This window comes from Catenulispora acidiphila DSM 44928, from assembly GCF_000024025.1.
GTDB classification, from domain to species: domain Bacteria; phylum Actinomycetota; class Actinomycetes; order Streptomycetales; family Catenulisporaceae; genus Catenulispora; species Catenulispora acidiphila.
The window spans coordinates 3456661-3477634 of sequence record NC_013131.1 but is presented as its reverse complement, the minus strand read 5'-3'; the positions used below and the strand labels follow the sequence as shown (position 1 = coordinate 3477634).

Annotated in this window: 15 protein-coding genes; 8 read left to right on the top strand and 7 right to left on the bottom strand. The window is 71.3% G+C overall.

Going from position 1 to position 20974, the window contains the following annotated elements; translation table 11 throughout:
- Positions 1 to 254: 254 nt before the first annotated feature.
- Both CACI_RS15715 and CACI_RS15710 read right to left on the bottom strand, forming a co-directional pair.
- Positions 255 to 1454: an IS110 family RNA-guided transposase gene (locus CACI_RS15715; RefSeq protein ID WP_012787362.1), complete on the bottom strand. Its 1200-nt coding sequence runs from the start codon at positions 1452 to 1454 to the stop codon at positions 255 to 257.
- 1333 nt (positions 1455 to 2787) lie between these two features.
- Complete coding sequence (locus CACI_RS15710; RefSeq protein ID WP_012787361.1) at positions 2788 to 3792, bottom strand: sigma-70 family RNA polymerase sigma factor; 1005 nt, start codon at positions 3790 to 3792, stop codon at positions 2788 to 2790.
- A 177-nt stretch (positions 3793 to 3969) separates the two neighbouring features.
- Between CACI_RS15710 and CACI_RS15705 the strand changes: the two genes are divergently transcribed.
- The 4 genes from CACI_RS15705 to CACI_RS15690 all read left to right on the top strand — a co-directional run bounded on the left by CACI_RS15705 (position 3970) and on the right by CACI_RS15690 (position 7929).
- A complete protein-coding gene (locus CACI_RS15705) occupies positions 3970 to 4542 on the top strand; it encodes a dihydrofolate reductase family protein (RefSeq protein ID WP_012787360.1) in 573 nt (190 codons plus the stop codon).
- Between the two features lie 325 nt (positions 4543 to 4867).
- Positions 4868 to 6157, top strand: coding sequence for an extracellular solute-binding protein (locus CACI_RS15700; RefSeq protein WP_012787359.1), 1290 nt, complete (start codon positions 4868 to 4870; stop codon positions 6155 to 6157).
- Positions 6158 to 6166: 9 nt separating this feature from the next.
- A complete protein-coding gene (locus tag CACI_RS15695; protein ID WP_012787358.1) occupies positions 6167 to 7081 on the top strand; it encodes a carbohydrate ABC transporter permease in 915 nt (304 codons plus the stop codon).
- On the top strand, positions 7078 to 7929 hold the full coding sequence (locus CACI_RS15690) for a carbohydrate ABC transporter permease (protein WP_012787357.1): 852 nt from the start codon (positions 7078 to 7080) through the stop codon (positions 7927 to 7929). The genes CACI_RS15695 and CACI_RS15690 overlap by 4 nt, the downstream gene beginning before the upstream one ends.
- Positions 7930 to 7945: 16 nt before the next feature.
- Here CACI_RS15690 and CACI_RS45610 read toward each other — a convergent pair whose 3' ends face one another.
- Positions 7946 to 11215, bottom strand: a complete 3270-nt coding sequence (locus tag CACI_RS45610) for a helix-turn-helix transcriptional regulator (protein WP_012787356.1) — start codon at positions 11213 to 11215, stop codon at positions 7946 to 7948.
- 387 nt (positions 11216 to 11602) lie between these two features.
- Here CACI_RS45610 and CACI_RS15675 point away from each other — a divergent pair, with 387 nt between their 5' ends.
- The 3 genes from CACI_RS15675 (at position 11603) to CACI_RS15665 (ending at position 14539) form a co-directional block, all read left to right on the top strand.
- Positions 11603 to 12277: a response regulator gene (locus tag CACI_RS15675; RefSeq protein WP_012787355.1), complete on the top strand. Its 675-nt coding sequence runs from the start codon at positions 11603 to 11605 to the stop codon at positions 12275 to 12277.
- Positions 12271 to 13461, top strand: a complete 1191-nt coding sequence (locus CACI_RS15670; RefSeq protein WP_012787354.1) for a sensor histidine kinase — start codon at positions 12271 to 12273, stop codon at positions 13459 to 13461. The genes CACI_RS15675 and CACI_RS15670 overlap by 7 nt, the downstream gene beginning before the upstream one ends.
- 226 nt (positions 13462 to 13687) lie before the next feature.
- Positions 13688 to 14539 carry an acyl-CoA thioester hydrolase/BAAT C-terminal domain-containing protein gene (locus CACI_RS15665; protein WP_012787353.1) on the top strand — a complete coding sequence of 284 codons (852 nt, stop codon included), beginning with the start codon at positions 13688 to 13690 and terminating at the stop codon, positions 14537 to 14539.
- A gap of 14 nt (positions 14540 to 14553) precedes the next feature.
- On the opposite strand, the gene eccB is transcribed toward CACI_RS15665, so the two are convergent.
- Entirely contained in the window at positions 14554 to 16020 is a 1467-nt protein-coding gene (gene eccB / locus CACI_RS15660; protein WP_012787352.1) for a type VII secretion protein EccB, read from the bottom strand.
- Between the two features lie 232 nt (positions 16021 to 16252).
- Here eccB and CACI_RS45605 point away from each other — a divergent pair, with 232 nt between their 5' ends.
- Positions 16253 to 17626, top strand: a complete 1374-nt coding sequence (locus tag CACI_RS45605) for a type VII secretion protein EccE (RefSeq protein ID WP_012787351.1) — start codon at positions 16253 to 16255, stop codon at positions 17624 to 17626.
- Between the two features lie 141 nt (positions 17627 to 17767).
- On the opposite strand, the gene eccD is transcribed toward CACI_RS45605, so the two are convergent.
- The 3 genes from eccD to CACI_RS45600 are packed head-to-tail and all read right to left on the bottom strand — an operon-like array spanning position 17768 to position 20956.
- Entirely contained in the window at positions 17768 to 19222 is a 1455-nt protein-coding gene (eccD, locus tag CACI_RS15645) for a type VII secretion integral membrane protein EccD (protein ID WP_012787350.1), read from the bottom strand.
- Between the two features lie 2 nt (positions 19223 to 19224).
- A complete protein-coding gene (locus tag CACI_RS15640; RefSeq protein WP_041540268.1) occupies positions 19225 to 19554 on the bottom strand; it encodes a YbaB/EbfC family nucleoid-associated protein in 330 nt (109 codons plus the stop codon).
- A 52-nt stretch (positions 19555 to 19606) separates the two neighbouring features.
- The gene (locus tag CACI_RS45600; RefSeq protein WP_012787348.1) at positions 19607 to 20956 is read right to left on the bottom strand and encodes a WXG100 family type VII secretion target; all 1350 of its coding nucleotides are present in this window, start codon (positions 20954 to 20956) and stop codon (positions 19607 to 19609) included.
- Positions 20957 to 20974 lie beyond the last annotated feature (18 nt).

The window sequence follows — 20974 nt, the reverse complement described above, 5'->3', positions numbered from 1 at the left end:
CTGACCGGATCGGTCGGCACCGCCTTTTCGTGGGCTCGGGCTTGGTGAGTGGATGGCTGAGGCGCAATTAGCGCGGTTAGCTGGCGGGTCCTTAGAAACTTTTACGCACTACCGCCGGCCACCAGCGCACCCCAGCCACCCCCCACCGAACTGCGCCCCTTGCGAGGCCATCAACACCCGCGCGAAGCCGTAAAGAGGGCGCTCATGACTTATGTGTGCCCCTATGTTTTTCGTCAAGAGGGGAAGCGGTTTGATCATGCTGATGCCGGGCGGGATTCGTAGAGGCAGCCGTCGCGGAGCATGGCGAACAGGACGGTAATCCGGCGGCGGGCCAGGCGTAGCAGGGCCTGGGTGTGGGTTTTGCCGCTGTTGCGGTGCCGGTCGTAATAGTCGCGGGAGGCGGGGTCGTGCAGGGCGGCGAACGCGGACAGGAACATGGCCCGTTTGAGCTGCCGGTTTCCGCGCTTGGGTGCGTGTTCGCCTTTGATCGAGGAGCCGGAGGATTTGGTGGCCGGGGACAGTCCGGCGTAGGAGGCCAGGTGGTCGGCGTCGGGGAAGGTGCGGCCGTCGCCGATGGTGATCAGCACTGTGGCGGCGATCCTGACCCCGACGCCGGGCATGGAGGTCAGGAGTCGGTGAAGAGGGTGGGCCTCCAGCAGGGCTGCCAGCCGGCCCTCCAGCGCGTCGCGTTGGGTGAGGATCTCGGCCAGCTGCCGGGCCAGCGAGGGCACGATGACCTCGGCTGCGGTGGTGCCGGGCACGACGACGGTCTGCTCGGCCAGCGCGGTGGTGATCTCAGCGGCCAGGCGGGCGGCCATCCGCGGCGCCTTCGGCTTCAGGACCGCCGCGATCTGGTCGCCTCCGGCCTGGTGCAGCTGCTGCGGGGAGCCGTAGCGGCTCAGCAGTTCCAGGACGGCCGGGTGGCGGATCCGCTTGCCGAGGACGCGCTCCAGGGACGGGTGGATCTGGGCGAGCAGGCCGCGCAGCCGGTTGGAGGTGCGGGTGGATTCGCCAGCCAGGTCGTCGTCGAACCCGACGAGCATGGCCAGCTCGGCCTCGGTCTGGTCGGTGACGGTGATCTGCCGCAGGGTGCGCGGGTTGGTGCGGGCGACGTCGGCGATGACGAACGCGTCGCGGGCGTCGGTCTTGGCCTCGCCCTCGTAGGTGTCGGCCAACCGGCGCATCGCCAAACCCGGCAGGTAGGCGACCTCGCAGCCGCAGTCCCGCGCCACGGTCAGCGGCAGCGCCCCGATGTTCGCCGGCTGGTCCACGATCACCAGCACGGTACCGAACTTGGCCTTGAGCTTGTCGAACACCTGCCGCAGCCTCGGCTCGCTGTTCGGCAACTGCTTGTCGAACACCTTCTTTCCGGCCGGGGTCAGCCCGTGCCCGTGGTGCTCGCCCTTGCCGACGTCCAAACCGAGGAAGACGCCGATGCCGCTGGTGTCGTACACGAAGACCCTCCATCCATCGTGCCGACCTGGCCTAAACCCATGCACCGCGCGCCAGCAACCACGTTACACAGGCCACTCCCTACACCCCCGGTCTTGCACCGGGCACGGGAGCAGACCAGGCCCCTTATCAGCGGTCAAGCAGTGCTCCAAGCCCGGCGGCAACACACACAAGGCCATACCGCCAACGGCGGCGACAGGGTGGAGGAGCCATACCAGGCCCAGAGGCCAGATCGTCCCCCTTGCGGGGACTCCTAAAAGGTAACGGGTGGCGGGGTGTGGGCTGGTGCGGCTGGTTTGTGGGTATTTAGAAGCTTTTTACGTCTTCGAGCATGGTTTGATGGCCTCGCAGGGGGCGCAGTTCGGTGGAGCACCGCATTCCACGCTGGCGGCCGGCGGTGGTGGAGGGACGCGACCGCGCGCGGGTCCGAGTCACTGCGCATGCGTTGGGGTTGGCGGGTGGCGGCCGCGTTTGAGGGGCACCAGAAGTCAACGTCAAGGGCAGGCGCCTCCGGCGGGGGCACTCTGCAACGGGGGGTTGGGCCGGGTTGGGTTGTTCGGTGCCGGTCTGAGTGTTGGTCGCCTTTACCCCGGATCCCTCATCGCTGTCGTCGCCGTAGACGGAATCATTTCGGCCTGGCGGAGTCAAGTCGGATCGCAATTGCCGGGGTGCTGTTTCGTGCGACTTGAGCGAAAGGCGCAACTGCCTTTCCCGAAGGTGTCGGCGAGTAGATGAAGCAGCAGCCTGCCACCCACGCCGGTGGATCCTCCACACCATACGGGGTTGTGTCCCGGATTCCCCGTCGCGTCGGCGGGCTCTGCCAATCTTTTCGGACTGGCGGTGTCAAGTCGAGCGTTTCTCAACCACAGCAAAAGCGATCCGACTTTACACCGCCAGGCCGAAAAGATTGGCAGAGCCCGCCGACGCGACGGGGAATCCGGGACTAAGGCGACCACAAGCAACGACCGCCGCCGGACAGCGCGACCGCCCCCTCCCCGGAGCGAGGCCGCTCGCCGCGAAGGCGCCGCCGGAGGCCCTGCCCTTGACCTGACTTCTGGTGCCCCTCAAACGCGGCCGCCACCCGCCAACCCCAACGCGTGCGCAGTGACTCGGACCTGCGCGCGGTCGTGTCGCCCCACCACCGCCGGCCGCCAGCGTGGAATGCGGTGCTCCACCGAACTGCGCCCCCTGCGAGGCCATCAAACCATGCTCGAAGACGTAAAAAGCTTCTGAAAACCCACAAACAAACCGCACCAGCCGCCCACACCGCCCACACATCAGTCAGGGGCGCCGTAAAGAGCTTCTGAAACCACCAACCAACCGCAACCGCACCCCCTAAGCCGCCGGGATCGAGCGCGGCAGGCCGAACCAGGGCAGGACGCCGTTCTCGAAGCGGGTCATGGCGCTGATGCCGGTGGTGGTGGTTTCGAGGACGAAGAGGCCTACGCCGTGGCTGGTGGCGCCGGTGCCGCGGAGGTAGGCGCCGAAGGCGGGTTGGTTGTTGGCTCGGGTGGGGATCAGGCGGTGGCGGCGGCCGGTGGCCAGGATGCTGGTGAGGAAGGTGATGGTGGCGTCGCGGCCTTGGTACTCGAAGGGCATGGGGGGCATCGAGGTGAAGACGTCGTCGGTCAGGAGGGCGATCAGGGTTTCGATGTCGGCGGCTTCGTAGGCGGTGGCGAACTTGGCGGCGAGTGCGCTTTCTTCGGAGGAGCCGGAGGTTGGGGCGCTGGCAGAGCGCTGGCGCTCGAGGCCGGCGCGGGCTCGCTTCAGGGCGCTGCTCACCGATTCCGCTGTCGTGTCGAGCATCTCCGCGACCTCGGCGCCGTGGTATCCGAGAACGTCGCGTAGGAGCAGCACCGCCACCTGTCGCGGCGGCAGCACCTGTAGCGCGGTCACGAAGGCCAGCGAGATCGCCTCGCTCTGCTCGTAGCGCGCCTCGGGACCGGGTGGTGAGGCGTCGAGAACGCCCTCGAGCAGGGCGTCGGGGAAGGGCTCCAGCCAGAACACCTCGCCGAGCCTGGTCGGCGCCGGCGGCTCGACGCCCGGGACGTTCCATTCCTTGGCGCTGCGGCGGCTCGCCGAGCGGCGGGCGTTCAGGCAGCGGTTGGTGGCGATGCGGTAGAGCCAGGTGCGGACCGAGGAGCGTTCCTCGAAGCCGCTCAGTCCTTGCCAGGCGCTGAGAAGCGTGTCCTGGAGCGCGTCCTCGGCGTCCTGGAACGAGCCCAGCATGCGGTAGCAGTGCACCTGGAGTTCACGGCGGTAGGGGGCGACGAGCTCGTCGAACGCCGCGCCGTCGCCGGATCTGGCACGTTGCGTCAAGGTCATCGCTTTGGTGGCCATTCCACTCATTCCGCCTACCTTCATGAGCACACCTTCCGTTCCCATTTTCTGTGCAGACACCTCGCGGCGCACGGATTGGGCGGTCCGGGGGCGCCCAATCGGGCGCCCGCCGCGGTGTCTGCATGGCCGACAGATACCGCAGTGCGGGCGGGTACCGCAGTGATGAGGGGAACGATCATGGGAAAGATCATCGTCAGCACCAACGCCTCGCTCGACGGCGTCGTGCAGGACCCGGACGGCAAGGAGGGCTTCGCCCTCGGCGGCTGGTTCGACCAGGTCGTGGGACAGGACCGGGCGCCGTGGGCGGCGGCGTTCGCCGCGGAGGCGCTGGCCGGCGAGGCGTTGCTGCTGGGGCGCACGACCGACGAGTGGTTCGCCTCGCGCTGGCTGGGGCGGGACGGCGCGTGGGCGGAGAAGCTGAACGCGATGCCGAAGTACGTCGTCTCCGGCAGCTTGGAGAGCGCCGCCTGGTCCAACGCGACGGTCGTCAGCGCCGACCTGCCCGCCGAGGTCGCCCGGATCAAGCAGGAGATCGACGGCGAGGTGCTGGTGTACGCGAGCTTCCAGCTCGTCCACGCGCTGATCGAGCAGGACCTCGTCGACGAGATCCGGCTCATGGTGATCCCGGTCGTGGTCGGCGAGGGAGCGCGCCTGTTCGGGACGGCCGGCGGCGTGAAGCCGCTGCGGCTCATCAGCACCCGGAGCGTCGGCGAGAACATCGTGTTCGTCGATTACGAGGTGGTGAAGTAAAACAGGGAACGAATAAGGCGCCCGAGATCAAATCGGCTGCGGGGACCCCGGCATAGCCGGTCTGATGCTCTGCCCATTGAGCTACCGCCTCCGGTGAAGGAGGAGGGCCGGACTCGAACCGGCAACCTTCAGATCCAAGAAGTATCCGCTGCCTACGCACCGGGCGCCGAGCACCACAGTAGCCGGACACGCGGCGCGGCGGCGAGTGAATTCGCCGCCGCGCCGGGGTGCGCAAATCCCGACTGGACACGACTTCGAGCTTTGATTCCCATACTCCGGGGAAGGGGCTTTGGAACCCCTTACGCCGGATTCGGGAGGATCAGCCATGGCGAGATTGCGCACGTTCACCGCCGCCGTCGCGGCGCTGGCCTGCACGGCCCTCACGCTGGCGGGATGCAGCTCCGGAGGCTCCGGCGGCGGAAAGCTCAGCAGCGGGCCGATCAAGATCTGGTACTCCAACAACGCCCAGGAAGTCTCCTGGGGCAAAGCCACCGTCGCCCTGTGGAACAAGGCGCACCCGGACCAACAGGTCACCGGCGAGGAGATCCCCGCGGGCAGCAGCTCCGAGGAGGTCATCACCGCCGCGATCGCCGCCGGGAACGCGCCGTGCCTGGTGTTCAACGGCTCGCCGTCGGCGATATCGGGCTGGGTGAAGCAGGGCGGACTGGTGCCCTTGAACGACTTCGCCGATGGCGTGTCCTACGTCGAGGGACGCAGCGGTGCGACTGTCGCGGCCGAGTACAAGAGCACTGATGGCAAGTACTACCAGCTGCCGTGGAAGAGCAACCCGGTCATGATCTTCTACAACAAGGACATGTTCAAGGCCGCCGGACTGGATCCGGACCATCCGGTGCTGTCCACGTACGCCGATTTCGAGGCCGCGGCACAGAAACTCCTCAGCTCCGGCGCCGCGCAGTACGCCATCGCACCGGCGGCGACCAACGAGTTCTACCAGAACTGGTTCGACTACTACCCGCTCTACATCGCCCAGAGCGGCGGGCAGCCGCTGGTGGCGAACGGCAAGGCGACCTTCGACGACGCCGCCGGGAAGGCCGTCGCGGACTTCTGGTCCGGTGTCTACGCCAAGAACCAGGCGCCGAAGGAGAAGTACAACGGCGACGCGTTCGCGGACAAGAAGTCGGCGATGGCGATCGTCGGACCGTGGGCCATCGCGTCCTACGCCGGCAAGGTGAACTGGGGCGCGGTACCGGTCCCGACGTCCGCCGGGATGCCGGCCGACCAGATCCACACCTTCGCCGACTCCAAGACCGTCTCGGTGTTCACCGCGTGCAAGAACCGGCAGACCGCCTGGGACTTCCTGAAGTTCGCCACCGACCAGGACAACGACGGCACGCTGCTGAGTATGACCGGCCAGATGCCGCTGCGCAGCGACCTGCCGAGTACCTACGCGTCCTACTTCACCGCGCACCCCGAATACACGCTGTTCGCGCAGCAGGCGGCCCGCACCGTCGAGGTCCCGAACGTCGCCAACGGCGTGACCATGTGGCAGGACTTCCGCAACGGCTACCTGAAGTCCGTGGTCTTCGGTCAGCAGCCGACAAGCCAGTGGTTGCATGACGCGGCCGGTACCGTCGCCTCCGACATCGCCAAGTAGGCGGCGGCGATGTCCCGCGCGAAGCGAGGCGGTCGGCGCTCCAAGACGCTCGTCGGGTTATGGCTGGTCGCGCCATACGCGGCGTACCTGATCGTCGTCTACGCCGTGCCGATCATCCAGGGCGTCCGGATATCAGTGTTGGACTATGTGTACGCGGCGCCCGGAGCGTCGGTGCCGCAGCCGTTCGTGGGCCTGAAGAACTACCGCGCGGCGTGGTCGAATCCGCAGCTGCGCCGCTCGTTCCTGAACATCGGCGAGTTCCTGGTCATCAACGTGCCGCTGACCGTGATTCTGGGGATGACGCTGGCCGCGGTGTTGGCGAAGCTGACGCGGATGAAGGCGTTCTTCCGCTCGGCCTTCTTCGTGCCCTACGTCACCGCGAGCATCGCCGTCATCGGCGTCTGGTACTTCCTGTTCAGCCAGAGCGGGCTGATCAACCACGTCCTGGGCGGCCTGGCGCCGAATCCGTCCTGGCTCGTGAACTCCAAGCTGGCGATGGTCGTGATCGCCTTGGAGGTGACGTGGAAACAGCTCGGCTTCTACGTCCTGCTCTACCTCGCCGGGGTGTTGTTGATCCCTGATTCGCTCTACGAGGCGGCGAGCATCGACGGCGCGGGCGTGGTGCGGCAGTTCCGCTCGATCACGGTCCCGGCGCTGCGCAACATCACCATCCTGGTGACCACGCTGGCGCTGATCGTCGGCGCCAACCTGTTCACCGAGCCGTACCTGCTCACCGGTGGCGGCGGCCCGAACGGCGCGACGATGTCGCCGGCGCTGCTGATCTACCAGGACGGTGTCGAGCAGGGCAAACCGGGCGTCGGCGCGGCGATCGGCATCATGCTGACGCTGTTCGTGCTGCTGGTCGCCGGGCTCGGAGCCGGGGCGCGCCGGCTGGCTCAGTCGCGAGAGGGGGAACGAGCATGAGGAACAGCTCCACCGGCAGGGTTCTGCGACGTGTGGTGACCTACGGCTTCGTCACCCTCGGCGCGCTGGCGAGCATTTTCCCGTTGTACTACATGGTCGTCGGCTCGTTGCAGCTACACGCGGACAGTGCTTTCAGTGGCCTGATTCCCCGGTCGGGGAACATCGGCTTGCAGAACTACCGGGACGTCAACAAGGCGATCTCGCTGTTGCCGTCGCTGGGGAACTCGGCGATCTTCACCCTCGGCACGGTCGTGCTGACCATCGTGATCGGGCTGCCCGCCGGCTACGCGCTGGCGCGGCTGCGCTTCCCCGGCAAGCCGGCGGTGGCCGGGATGCTGATCCTGGTGCTGGTGCTGCCGTTCCAGGTGATGATGATCCCGTTGTACATCCTCGTGGTCCGCGACTACGGCTTGGCGGACAACTACATCGGGATGATCCTGCCGTTCGCGGTGAACGCCACCGCCGTGCTGATCTTCCGGCAGTTCTTCGTCTCGCTGCCGGACGAGCTGTTCGACGCCGCGCACATCGACGGCGCCGGCGAGGTGCGGACGCTGCTGCTGGTCGCCGCACCGCTGACGAAGCCGGCGATCCTGACCGCGTCGGTCATCACGTTCATCGGGCCGTGGAACGAGTTCCTGTGGCCGTTCCTGATCACGAAGCAGCATTCGATGCAGCCGCTGGCGGTCTCGCTCGGGGAGTACGTGTCGACGAACGCCGCCACCGCGACGAATCCCTACGGCGTGATCCTGGCCGGAGCGTGCGTGCTCGCGGTGCCGGTGATCGCGCTGTTCCTGATCGCGCAGCGGCACTTCACGTCGGCGGCGTTGGGAAGCGGGGTGAAGGAGTAGGACCTCGAGCCGGATGTCAGTCCGGTCCTGGGGAATCAGTACCCTGAAGAAGGTGCGCCAGCGCGGTCCTCGACGAAACGTTCAACTTCCGATAGATGCGCGCCAGGTGGGTCTCCACCGTGCGATGGCTCAGGAAGAGTTCGTCGGCGATCGCGCGGCTGCGGCGGCCGGTGGCGACCAGGGCTGCTATCTCGCGTTCGCGGGTGGTCAGCAGGTCGCGGACGTCCGGCTGGAGCGCGACGGGCGGCGCCGGGTCGACCGGCGCGCCGTCCGTGGCCGCCGGCACCGCCATCACTGCCGCTGCCGCTGCCGCGCCGACCGGTGCGACCGCACCGGCGGCGACCGCGGTCGGGGTCACGACCACCACCGCGCCGGCGAGCGCCGTCGCGGCGGGCTGCGCCGCCGGACGCGCCGCCCCGCCGGTGAGCAACCGCGTCCGGACGTCGGCGACGTCTTCTGCGATGCGCGCCGCACCGTGGACGCGTGCGACTTCCTCGGCGGTGTCCAGCCAGGTCGCCGCGACCGTCGGACCCAGAGCCTGCATCGCTGAGGCGCTGCCGGCGAGCAGGGTCCAGGCGTGCTGTACCGGGCGGTTGGCGCGGCGGAAGCCGAGGGCGGCTTGCTCGAAGAGCTGGGCCGCGGTGGCGTGGTCGCCTTCTGCGGCACGCAGGGCGGCTTGGGCGCGGACTACGTACGCACGTTGTACGGACAGACCCGAGGCCTCCGCTGCCTGCTCGGCATCCTGGGCTGCCTGGCGTGCCAGATCCGGGCGGCCGCAGCGCAGGGCGGCGGTGGACAGCATCGACAGCAGCATCGGACGGTAGGCGGGCTGGAGCTTGCGCAACTCCGGGCCGCCGCCGCCTTCCAGCAGCGCGTCCACGCAGCCGGCGGCGTCGCCGGTGACCATGCGGACCACGGCCAGCTGCATCGCCGCCGAGCCGGACCACCAGCCGTTGCCGGGGCGGGCGGAGCGGAGCGCCTGCTCGGCGGCGGCCACGACGGCGGCGGACTCGGCGCGCGGGCGGGTCCAGATCATGGCGCCGACGCGCAGCGCCTCGCTCATGCTGACGCCATCGTCGGCGCCGGTGGCGCGGGCCACCCGGCTGGCCTCCTCGGCGCGCTCCTCGCAGCGGCGCAGGTTGCCGGTCTGCTGGTCGATGAAGGCCAGGCCGAGCAGGACGTTGAGTTTCATCTGCTGCGGGCCGCCCTTGCGGGCGATGGCCAGGCAGCGGCGCAGGTGGCGGGCGGCGGCGGTGTAGCCCTCCATGAACATCTCGCCGCAGCCGAGCATGGCCAGCAGTTCGGGGTTGCGGGCGGCGGTGGCGTCGGGCAGGCCGTCGACCAGGCGGGCGCTCTCGACCAGGGCGGGGATCGCGTCGGCGGTCTCGCCGAGGAAGGCGTCGCCGAACGCGGCCAGGACGCGGACCGCCGCCGCCGCGCGGGCTTCGGGCGCCGAAGGTATATCGATCAAATAGGTGTCAACGTCATGCGATGCGCCGAGCGGTCCGGCCTCGTCGGGGGCGCTCGCGGCGGATGTTCGGGACCCTGCGCGCGCCACGGCGACGTCCGCGAATCCGGTGGCTCCAGCAGCTCCGGCGGCTCCCGCTGCCGTCCCCTCGGAAGCGGCCTTCACCGCGGCGGCGACTTCCTGCACGACCGGGCGCGCCAGCGCGTACGTGCCGCGGTACAGGTGCAGCGCGCCGTATTCGAAGGCGAGCTCGGCGGCGCCGGCGGTCAGCGGCCGGGGCAGCGCCTCGATCGCGGCGCTGGCCACCGCCGAGGCCTCGTCGTAGCGGCCGAGCTGGCGTTCGGCGGCGATCCGCATCGCGTAGGCGCGTTGGCGCAGCGGACCGGTCAGCCAGGTGTCGTCGCGCAGGACGTCGTGGGCCAGCGCGCGAGCCTCCTCGAAGCGACCGGCGGCGGACAGCGCGCGGCAGCACTCGAGCATCAGGGCGTCGCGTTCGGCGCTGGGCCGCTCCCCCACCGGGGTCTGCAACGCCAGGCGCAGCCAGCGCACGGCGGTCTCCGGGGCGTCGGGCAGGATCTCGCCGGCGCCGCGCGCGAGCAGCGGGGCGGCGGCCGCGGCGTCGGTGCCGACCAGGTGCTCGGCGTGCTTGGCCAGGTCCACCATGCCCGCGCCGCGCGCCTTGAGCAGGTCCAGCGCGCGCTGGTGGGCGGCCAGGAGGGTGGGCAGCGACGCGCGCTCGTGGGCGACGTGCCCGAGCAGCGGATGCCGGAAGGCGAAGCGGGCGCCGGGGGCGATGTGCCGGACGACGTCGGCGCGGACCAGGTCGTCCAGGGCGTCCAGGATGCCGGCCAGACCGAGGCCGAGGGTCGCGGAGGCGCTGGAGGCCGTGGAAGCGCCGGGTGTGACGGCGGCGCCCGATGTTATAGCGGCACCAGGTGTTATAGCGGCACAGATTACTGCGACGTCCTCGGGCCGGAAAGAGCCGCCCAGCACCGCGGCCGCCGTGACCACCGACGTCTCGGCGGCGGACAGCGCGTCCAGCTCGGCGGCCATCGAGGCGCCCTCGCGCAGCAGCGCGCCGGTGTCCTCGCCGGGGCTGTCCGGCCACAGCTCCGGACGCCAGCCGGCGGCGTTGAGCACCCGCAGATAGCGCGGGTTGCCGTCGGAGGCGGCGCGGATCTGCTCCAGGTAGCCGGGGTCCAGGTCCCGCGTGCCGGACCAGGCGGACAGCAGCTGGTTGACCGCGGTGACGTCCAGGGCGCCGAGCTCGACCCGGACCACGGTGCCGGTGCGGGAGCCGTCGTCGAGGGCTTCCAGCAGCAGCGAGCCGGTGCGCCGCGGGCAGTGCCCGATGGCCATCAGCAGCGGACCGGGCACCGGGGTGCGGATCAGGCGCGCGAGCAGCCGGGTGGAGGCCTCGTCGGCGAGGTGGACGTCGTCGAAGATCACCGCGCCGCCGATCCCGACCGGGTCGGCGGCCCAGTCGGACAGGGCGGAGCGGACGCGGCGGAAGCCCTCGTCGTCGTCCGCGTCGGCGGCGTCCGGAGCCGGCACGTCGGCCCAGGCGTCGCGGAAGAGCTGGCGCGCGATGGTGTTGCCGCGCAACGCGGTGGACCGGGCCACGCGGGCGCCCTGGCCCGAGGCGAGCTGCGCCAGCCGGCCCAGCAGCCGGGTCTTGCCCATCCCGGGGTCCCCGGCGATCTCCAGCACGGCGCCCCGGCCCGAGGCCAGCGCCGCGACGGCTTCGGCCATCCGCTCGGCCTGGGCTTCCCGCCCGACCAGGGCCTGCCAGGCTTGTGGCGAACCGATGGCAAGCACGCGTACCTCCCCCAAGACGGTCGACCCCTGACGCTCCGAGGGAACAACAGAGTTTTTACTTCCGGCAGGTATGGCCTTGACTGTACCGAGCCCCGGTGACGCAGACCTTTCATTCTGTTTATTTGCGGCTTACGACGCCAGCCGGTTGCCCGTTGCAGGTCCGCCGCGTAGGTAGCGCCGCGTACCGCGCTAGGTAGCGCCTCGATGTAAGAGGTAGTAGCGGGTTACGTAGTTTTACCGACGACGCGTCGTTTAAGGGTGGTGACACTAGGTGCTGCGCCGGCGTCGGCGTGGGCCTCACAGCGGGCCGACGCCGGCGGCGACCCCCCACCGCCCGCGGTCCGTCCCACCCCGGTCCGCGTCCCCGAGCACATGAGAGGCGACCCCATGGAAGCCACCCGCGTCCGCCCCGAGCAGGAGTCTTCCCGTATCCCCGTCAGCGTCGTGGAGGACCACCCCCTGTACCGCGACGCCCTCACCCGGCTGTTCGAGGAGGCCGGGGACATGGACGTGGACGTCGTGGCCGGAAGCGTGGGCAAATTCGTCGCCTGCCGGCCGCGCCGCGACGGGATCGTGGTACTGGACCTGACGCTGCCCGGGGTCAAGGGCTCGGCGGCAGTCCTGCAGATCAACGGCATGGGCAACCGCGTGCTCGTGGTCTCCGGCGAGGCGGCGAAGTCCGACGTGCTCGGCGCGATCTCGGCCGGCGCCCGCGGCTTCCTGTCCAAGGAGTCCGAGGGCGCTGAGATCCTGCGCGCGGTGCGCGAGATAGCCGCCGGCAACAGCTACGTCTCCCCCACGCTGGCCTCGATCGTGCTGACCACCGAGCAGAACCGGCAGGCCGGCCCGCGCCTGGAGCTGTCCGGACAGGAGAAGCAGGTCCTGCGGCTGGTGGCGGCCGGCGAGCGGGACCGGGACATCGCGATGGCGATGGGGATCAGCGTGCGGACCGTGCGTTCCTACCTGGACCGGATCCGGGACAAGATCGGCGCGCGCCGCCGGGCCGACATGACGCGGGCGGCGATCGAGCTCGGCGTGCTCGCCGAGTCGGCGGCGTGCTGAGGGGCGCGCAGGCGGCGGGGCGGTTCGCGGGGCGTGCGGGGATCCCGGGCCGGCCGGTCCGGGGATGGCTGGTCCGGGAACGGCTGGACGACGGGGCTGAGTACGTAGTCGCACTTCCGCTGGCGTTCCAGATCGGGGTCCTGCCCGCCGCGGCGCTGGTATACGTAGGTAGTTTCGGCGGCTCCGGAAGCGGGACGGTTCTGGGCCTGTGCGCGGCCCTGATCCTGGCGACAGGCGCCCTGTGGCTCGGCGCGGCGCGCGGCGTCCCGACGCGGACGGTGCTCGGCGCCGACAGCGCGCTGGCGATCGCCGGGAACCTCGCGATGAGCACGGTCTCGGCGCCTTCGGCGCGTGCGGCCGAGGTGTCGTGGCAGTACTTCGCGGGCTGCGTCGCGTTGTGGACCCTGGCGCGAGGAGTCGCGGGCGGGCTGGGCGCAGTGGCGGTCGGCGCGGTAGTGCGGTCGGCGATGTTCGCCGGGACCGGATCGGGCGTGGTCGTACCGGTGTTCCTCGGCGACGTCGCGGTACTGCTGATCGCGGTGCTGATGGCGGCCGGGGTGCTGGCGCTGCTGCATCGCGACGCCGAGCGGCTGCGGACCGGGGTGCGGCGGTCGCTGCACGACACGGTGTTGCAGACCCTTGAGGCGATCGCGCTGACGCTGCCGGGCGACGCGGAGAACGCGGCGCGGCGGCTGCGGGAGGTGCGCGCGATCGCGCACGCCGAGGCGGTCGCGCTGCGGCGGGAACTGTCGCGGCGCTCCGAGGCGCGCACGACGCCGGGCGTGGTCGAAGGGCTGGTCGCGCTCGGCACGGAGCTGGCGCGCGAGGGCTTGCGGATGCGGCTGGACGCGGCCGAGGGCGTGGACGGCGACGACGGGCTGACGCCGCAGCGCCGGGCCGCGGTGCTGGCGGCGGCCCGCGAGGCGCTTCGCAATGTGCTGAAACACTCCGGCGTCGGCGAGGCGCTGGTGCGGGTCTGGGACGAGCCGGACGGGCTGACGCTGGTGGTGCGCGACTTCGGGGTCGGCTTCGACCCGGAGGCGCACCGGCCGGGCTTCGGCCTCAGCGAGTCGGTCGCCGCCCGGATGGCGGAGGTCGGCGGGACGGCGGGCGTCGGGTCGCGGGTGGGCAACGGCACGTCGGTGACACTGTGGGTGCCCGTGGCGGGCGAGGAGCCGGGATAAGGGTCTGGGTAAGGCGCCCGGGTGAGGGGTCCGGGTGCGGGGTCCGGGTGAGGGGTCCGGGTGAGCGGTCCGGGTGAGGGGTCCGGGTGAGGGGTCCGGGTGAGGGGTCCGGGTGAGGGGTCGCGGCCTCGGTGCTCTGTTGGGCTGGACTTCCGTCGGGGGCGACTCGGTAAGGTTTGATCATCGGCTTTCCGTCGCTGAGCGAGCCGAGGCTGAGGAGGACGCCGTGGTCACCGTCGAGCACGAGATGTCGGAGCCGTGGGAAGCGGTGCTCTGCGAGCCCGAGGGCGGCAGCGAGTTCGGCGTCCTGGTGCTGGCCGGGTCCAGCGGCCGGATTCTGCGCGACCGGGCCCGCATCCTCGCCGAGGAGGGTTTGTCCGCCCTGGCGATCCGGTGGTTCGGCGGTCCGGGACAGCGCGAGGGGATCTGGGAGCTCCCGCTGGAGACGTTCACCGCTGCCATCGATCTTTTGCAGGAACGCGGCGCGCAGCGGATCGGAATCGTCGGGAACTCCAAGGGCGCCGAGGCTGCGATGCTGACGGCGGTCCGGGACCCGCGCGTCGATGTGGTCGTCGCACTCGCGCCGACGTCGCTGGTGTGGGGGAACGTCGGGGTGGGTCCGGACGGCGAGCGCACGCCGTACCGCTCGTCGTGGACGTGGCAGGGCGAGCCGCTGCCCTTCGTGCCCTACGACGACAGCTGGTGGGACACGGCGCCGGCGCGCCCGAGGGCGGTCCGCGGACTGTACGAACTCAGCGAGAAGACCTTCGCCGACCGCCTCGCCGCCGCCGGGATCCCGGTCGAGCAGGCGCAGGCGGAACTGCTGCTGGTGGCCGGCGGCGAGGACCGGATGTGGCCGGCGATGACGTACGCGCTGCGGCTCGCCGAGCGGCGTCGGGTCGCGCGCCGCACGGTCCGGCTCATCAGCCACGGAGACGCCGGGCACCGGGTGCTGTTCCCGGGCGAGCCGGCGAACGCGGTCTCGGAGGAGTTCGACTACGGCGGCAGTGAGGATTCGGAACGGCGGCTCGGGGCGCAGGCTTGGCCTTCGGTGCTCGCGGCACTGCGGGGCGTGTAAAGCCGCCGCCGATCTCAGTTCCCGACCACCACCGGCTTCTGCGCGTCCGCCTCGTCGAGCGCGGGCCCGGTCGGCAGCATCGCCAGCGCGGTCGTCGGCAGTACCGCGGGGGCGGCGTTGCCGTAGCCGAGCGCCGAGCGGGCCGTGCCGTCGGTGAGCGGGTACTTCGTCCCCGCATCGGTGATCAGGTAGACCGGCGCGTTCTGCTGGCTGCCGTTGTTCTGCGTGGTCGGTTCCGTGTGGATCGTGGCGAGGGCGGCGGTGCCCGGCGGCAGGTAGACCTCGTCCGCGACCGTGCCGCCCTGCGGCGCTCCCGTCGGCACGGTGCGCGCGCCCTGCGGCAGCGGGACGGCGACACCCACCGCGATCTGCGCCGGCGCCGCGCCGTCGCCGGTCGCGCAGACCACCGTGCTGGCGCCGAGGCCGGTGACCGGACCCGGGACGCCGGCCGGGTAGCCCTTGGTGTCCTCGCCCGCCGGAGCCGAGGGAGCGGCGGTGGCGTCGGAGACCGAGACCGGGCGGGGCTGCTGCGGGCCGTCGGTGTACGCGGCGGCGTTGGCGCCGTCCGCGACGATCAGCGCCGCCTGGATCTGCGGGATCGGTTCGAGGCCGCCGGACAGGACGAGGTAATACAGGGTCTTGCCGGCCACCGCGTTGTCGACCGTGAGGACCTCGCCGACCTTGCGCTTCACGGCGCCGACGCGCGGGCCCGGGCCGCCGGCGCCGGGGACGGCCGTCAGGGCCAGGTCGCGGCCGGAGGGCAGGGTGGTGAGCCAGCTCGCTGCGACGGGCAAGGTCGCGGAGGCCTGGTAGCCCAGCGCGGTCATCACGTTGTTGTCGGCGAGCTTGTACTTCAGACCGTCGGTGATCAGGTAGCGGTCGCCCTTCGGGGTCTGGACCACCAGGGCTCTGCCTTCGGGCAGGGAGACCATGCCGTCCAGGCTCGCGGTGGCGTCGCCGGTGTGCGCCAGCAGGAGGGCGCCGGCCGGGCCGGTCTGCTTCGGGATGTCGGAGGTGGCGCGGGAGCAGGCGACCGGGGCGGGGGCGGTGATCACGCCGGCGGGGTCCGGGAGCATGTCGGGGGCGTTGGCGATGCCGAGGGTGGCGCCGCGGGGGGTGCCGCCGAGCAGTTTGGTGGTCACCGAGACGGTCTTGACGCCGTTGGCGAGCAGGCGGGCCGAGGCCAGGTTCGTCACCGGGTGCAGGACGCCGGTGTTGTCCAGGACGTAGCGGCCGCCGCCGTCGGAGTCCAGGATCACCAGCCCGGTGTGCTGCCAGTCCGGGGGCGGGCTGGGCGCCATCATGCCGGAGATGCCGAAGCCGGCGGCCGTGAGCATGGTGGCCACCGTGCCCAGGACCGTGCCCATCACCAGCCGCCGGTGCGGCGAGGTCGGGTGGTTGGGGTCGGAGGTGACCAGCGCGGACACCAACCGCCGTCGGAGGAACTGGTACGCCTGGATCTGGTCCCGCTCAGTCCACACTTCCGTGCCCCGGCATTTCTCGTGATCGGAAAATCGACCGGTCCCGGCAGCGTTTTCCGCCCTTTCCCAGAGCAGGAGCGCTGTACGAACCGGAGCCAGTATACGTATGATAAGCGGGCGCCAAAAGCATATGCGGGGGCTGGTTCGCGTCGATTTCCCGACGGGGTGGCCGAAGGCGCGGCGAGCGCATTGTCGTCCGCTCCCGAAGGCTCGAAGAAATAGGGTGTCCGCGATGAGCAGTCACGCCGCGCCGGCGGTCGAGATGCCGGCGCCCTCTGCCCCGATCCCGATCGAGCGCGCGGCGGCGGCTCCCGAGGCGGCGGCGGTTCCCCGCGGCTCGGCGGCGCTGGACTGGATCGCCCCGGTGCGCGGCTGGCAGACGGTCGCCTGGGAGGCCGCCGCGCTGGCCGCGGTCGCCGGCTACGGCCATTCCGCCGCGACCGAGAGCATGGCCTACGCCGGCGCGGGCGCGCTGGTCGGCATGACCTCGGTGCGCTTCCGCGGACGCCACTTGGCGCAGTGGGCTGACGCCCAGGGCCGCTACCGGTACCGGCGGATGAGCACGCGCCGCAAGGGCGGCGACGACAGCGGCGGCGTCGCCGAACCCCTCGCCGCACTGCTGCCCGACCTGGGCCTGGGCGAGTACGTCGACCGCGCCGGCAACCGCGTCGGGATGGCGGCCAGCGACGGCGGCTGGGTCTCGGCGGTCCGGCTGCGCACGAGCGGTGAACCGCAGATCGGCGCCCTGATGGAGGTGCTGCGGGAGGCGTATGCGGGCACGACGATCCCGCTGGCCAGCGCGCAGCTGGTGGTCTGGACGGCCGCGCCGCCGGAGGCTCCGCTCCAGCAGCAGCGCGAACCGCGGTCGCAGAGCTCGTCACAGCCCCGACAGCAGATCTCGCCGGACCTGTCGGAGACCGTCAGCCTCCAGACGATGCCGTCCCCCGACCTGTCGGAGACTCAGAGCCTGACGGCCATGCCCTCGCCGGACCTGTCCGAGACGGTGACCCTGCCGGCGGTGACCGATCTCCCGGAACCGGAGCCGTCGAACGGTTCCCAGCCGCAGCCCCAGAACCTCGCTCCCATGCGCGTGACCTGGCTCGCCCTGCGCTACCGCCCGCGTCAGGCGCCGTACGCGGCGCTGGCGCGCGGCGGCGGCGAACTCGGCTCGGCGCGCGCCGTGGCCAGCGCCGCCCTGGGTCTGGTGGCCCGGCTCGACGCGGCCGGCTACGGCGCGGACGCGCTGGACCAGGCCGAACTCGGCCAGGAGCTGATGGTCGCGATGCTCGGCGCCGACCCGGCGCCGCCGACCCTGCAGGAGACCTGGCGCGACTGGTCGGCGGGCAACCTGCGGCAGATCTGCTACGAGCCGCACCGCGCGCTCGACCCCGCCGCGCTGCTCGGCCGCTGGACTCCGGGCGCTGCGTTCACCTGCGCGTCGTACACCCTGAGCCGGACCGCGCGCGGCCGCATCCGCGGCGAGGCGGCGCTGCGCATCGCAGGGGTCGACGCCGAGAGCCTGCGGCCGCCGTTCCCCGCCATCCGGGCCAACGGCCGCCAGCAGGAGTTCGTGCTGCGGACCATGCCGCTGGCCTTCCACCACTGACCACTGAGGCGCGGCACGCAGAGAACGTAGAAAACGCAGAAAACGTAGAAGGCACGGGCTCCGGCCAGGACATCGTCGTCCCGGCCGGAGCCCGTGTTCGGCGGCCGGACCGCCCGAATGACCCGGCCGCCTCCCCGTCAGTCAGTGCTTGATGTGCCCCAGGTGCTGGTACACCCCGAGCGCGACCCCGGCGATCGGCAGCAGCGCCACCACGCTGAGGAACTCCGCGACGTCCATGAACCGGGTCCAGTACGGCGAGTGCCGCCCTTGCCCGGCGTGCCGGGCGTAGACGAAGCAGCCCAGCCCGGCCAGCGCCAGGACCGAGACCCCGGCCAGCAGCAGCGCCTGTTCGTGCCGCACCACCAGCGAGCCGGCGAGCCAGGTCAGCGCGGCCAGGCCGCTGCCGACCAGCAGCACGCGCTGCACGGTGTCGGTGTAGGCGCGCGAGCGCAGCATCCAGACCACGCTCAGCAGGCTGACGAACACCACCGGCCAGGTCCCCGGCGCCTTCAGCGCCGCGACGGCGCCGGAGACCGCGGACAGACCGAGCGCGGCCAGCAGGCCGGTGAGCATCCGTTGCGCGGTGGTCGTCTGGTCGAGCACGTCAGGACCCAGCGTCGGCTCCTCGTTCTCGCGGAACGCGGTGATGTCCGAGGGCACCCGGGGCAGCGGCAGCCGTCCCAGGCGCATCGACAGGATCGGCGCCCCGGCGGCCAGCGCCGTGGCGAACACGGCCAGCACCACGCCGGCGTGCGCGGCGGTGACGTCGGCCAGCCCGACGACCGCGGCCGTGCCGCCGCCCAGGACGGCGGCGCCGGCCAGCGCGCCGAACCACGCCGAGTAGTGCTTGACCGTCACGATAGCCACCGCGCCGTAGACGGCCAGCGCGGCGAGCCCGAGGGCCGCCGAACCGCCGTGCAGCGGCCACAGCTGGTGCGGCGGCGCGGCCGAGACGCCGGCCATCACCGCGGCGGGCAGCCCGGCGGCGACGCAGGCGATCGCGGCCCGGCGGTCGTGCGCCAGCCGGGCCAGCACACCGCCGGCGGCCAGCAGCGCGATCAGCGCGCCGCCGAGCACGGCGGGCGCGGCGGCCTTGCCGGAGAGCAGGGCGAACAGCAGCATCGTGGCGCCGGCCAGCGCCACCGCGCCGGCCGCGGCGCCGACCCGGTGCGCGGTGCTCGGGCGCCAGGCGCCGTCGGAGCGTTCCGAGGCGCTGGCGATCGCGTCCACGACGTCGTCGAACAGCAGCGGCGCGCCCTGGCGCTCGCGCGGCACCAGGTAGAGCACGTCGCCGTCGCGCAGCCCGGAGGCGGCGACGGTGAGCTCCGGCGCGATCGGCGCACCGCCCAGGCGGGTCAGGACCCAGCCGGTGTGGCCCGGACCGATGTGCCGCTGCGCGTCGGAGAGCCGCACCAGCTCCGGGACCAGCTCGGCGAAGGTGCTCTGGACCGGCAGCGCGACGTCGACCCGGGCCCGCGGGCTGACCACGGTCGCGCGGCGGGCCCAGGTCATCCGGTTCGGCGCGGACGCCTCGCCGGCGGACGCCGAGGAGGCCATCGTCAGCGCGCCGGCGCCGGAGCCGTGACTTGCCGCCACGGTCAGATCCCCGGCGCGGACTCGGCCGCGTCGATCATCGGCTTGAACTTGGCGCTGCCGGCCTCGGCGACCCGGCGCAGACCGTCGTTGACCGCCTCCTTGACCAGCTGGCCGAGCTCGTACGCGTCGTTCTCGCGCAGCGCGGACTCGTCGATGTCGACGGCGACCACCTGGCCGTTGCCGCGGACGGTGACCCGGACCTCGTCGTCCCGGCTGGCGCCGACGACCTCCATCACCTCCAGCTCGCGCTGAATGCGCTGGATATCCGCCTGCTGATTGTGGATCCGCTCCATGAGCGCATTCACATTCGTCGAGAAGTCGATGCTTTCCATGCTTTCCATACTGATTATCTACCCGTCTCGGAATCGACCCTGGGACGCATTCTCAAGAAACGCCGGCGGTGATGTGCTCGTGCACCTGACTGCCGTTCGTCGGGTCGACGAGGGTGACATCCGTCTGCGTTCCGACCGGCATTGTCACGGTGGTCGAGACGCCGTCGTAGGTGGTGGTGACGGTGATGTCGCCGGCCGGGGTGGCGGGCTGGCCCGGCGTGGCCGGCGGGGTCGAGGCGACCGGCGGCGTCTGAGCCGGCGGCGGCGTCTGGACCGGAGGCGGGGTGGTCACCGGGTGCGCCACGACCGGGGTGTCGGAGTTGGCCGGCGGGTTGACGGCGGTCCAGCCGCTGTTCGGGTCCGTCGGGGTGGCGACCGGGGTCTGGTAGCCGGTCGTCGGGTACTGCGGCTGCGGGATCTGGTTCAGGTTCGGGAGCTGCGGCTGCGGGAACTGGTTCGCCGTCGGGATCTGGCCCGGGATCGTCGCGCCGTTGCCGACCGTGGTCCCGCCGGTGTACGGGACGCCGCCGCCGGTGGGCATCGCGCCGGTCTGTGTACCGGGGATCTGTGTACCGGGAATCTGTGTACCGGGGATCTGCGTCCCCGGGATCTGCGTGCCGGTGGTCTGCGCGCCGTTCTGGAACTGCGTGCCGATGCCGCTGTTCATCGTGTTCTGGTACTGGCTCAGCGTCTGCGCCGCCGTCGGGTCGACCCCGCTGGCGGCCACCTGCTGGCCGGTGGTGCTGGCGACCTGCGGCGGCGCCTTGAGCTGGTTGGTCGCGCCGGTGGTGGTCGGAGAGGTGAAGGTGCCCGCCGGCGGCACGGAGCTGCCGTGCGAGCCGGAGCCGATCAGCTTCTCGATGTCGCCGATGATCTTGATGACCTCGGTGACCTCCTGCATCAGCTGCCCGCCGCCGAGCGCGGAGAGCATGGCCTCGATGCCGTTGATGAACGCCCGCAGGGTGGCGCTGACCGAGGTCGACAGCGAGACCGCGGCCCAGTAGGTGTACCAGTTCGAGGCCAGCGCCTGGACCGTCGGATTCACCGCGTTGACCACCGTGGTGTAGCCGGTCTGCGCGGCCTTGATCAGGGTGCTGGACGTGGTCAGCAACTGCGAGGAGGCCTGGATCACCTTGACGATCTGCTCGAAGGAGTTCAGGGTGTCCGTGAACTTCTTCACCGCGGTCTCCGACGCGTTCCCGCCCCAGGCCTTGCTCAGCGTCTGCGTCGCGCTCCGAGCCTGGTTGATCAGCGCCAGGAACTGCTCGGCCTGCTTGAGCCGCTGGGCGACGAGCGCCTCGATGCTCTCCGGGGAGCCGGTCGCGATCTGGGCCACGAACGTGCCGGGGCCGCCGCCGTATGCGGTGGCGTCCATAGCGCTGGAGTTCGGTATCACGAACATGTCGCACCGCCTGCCTGG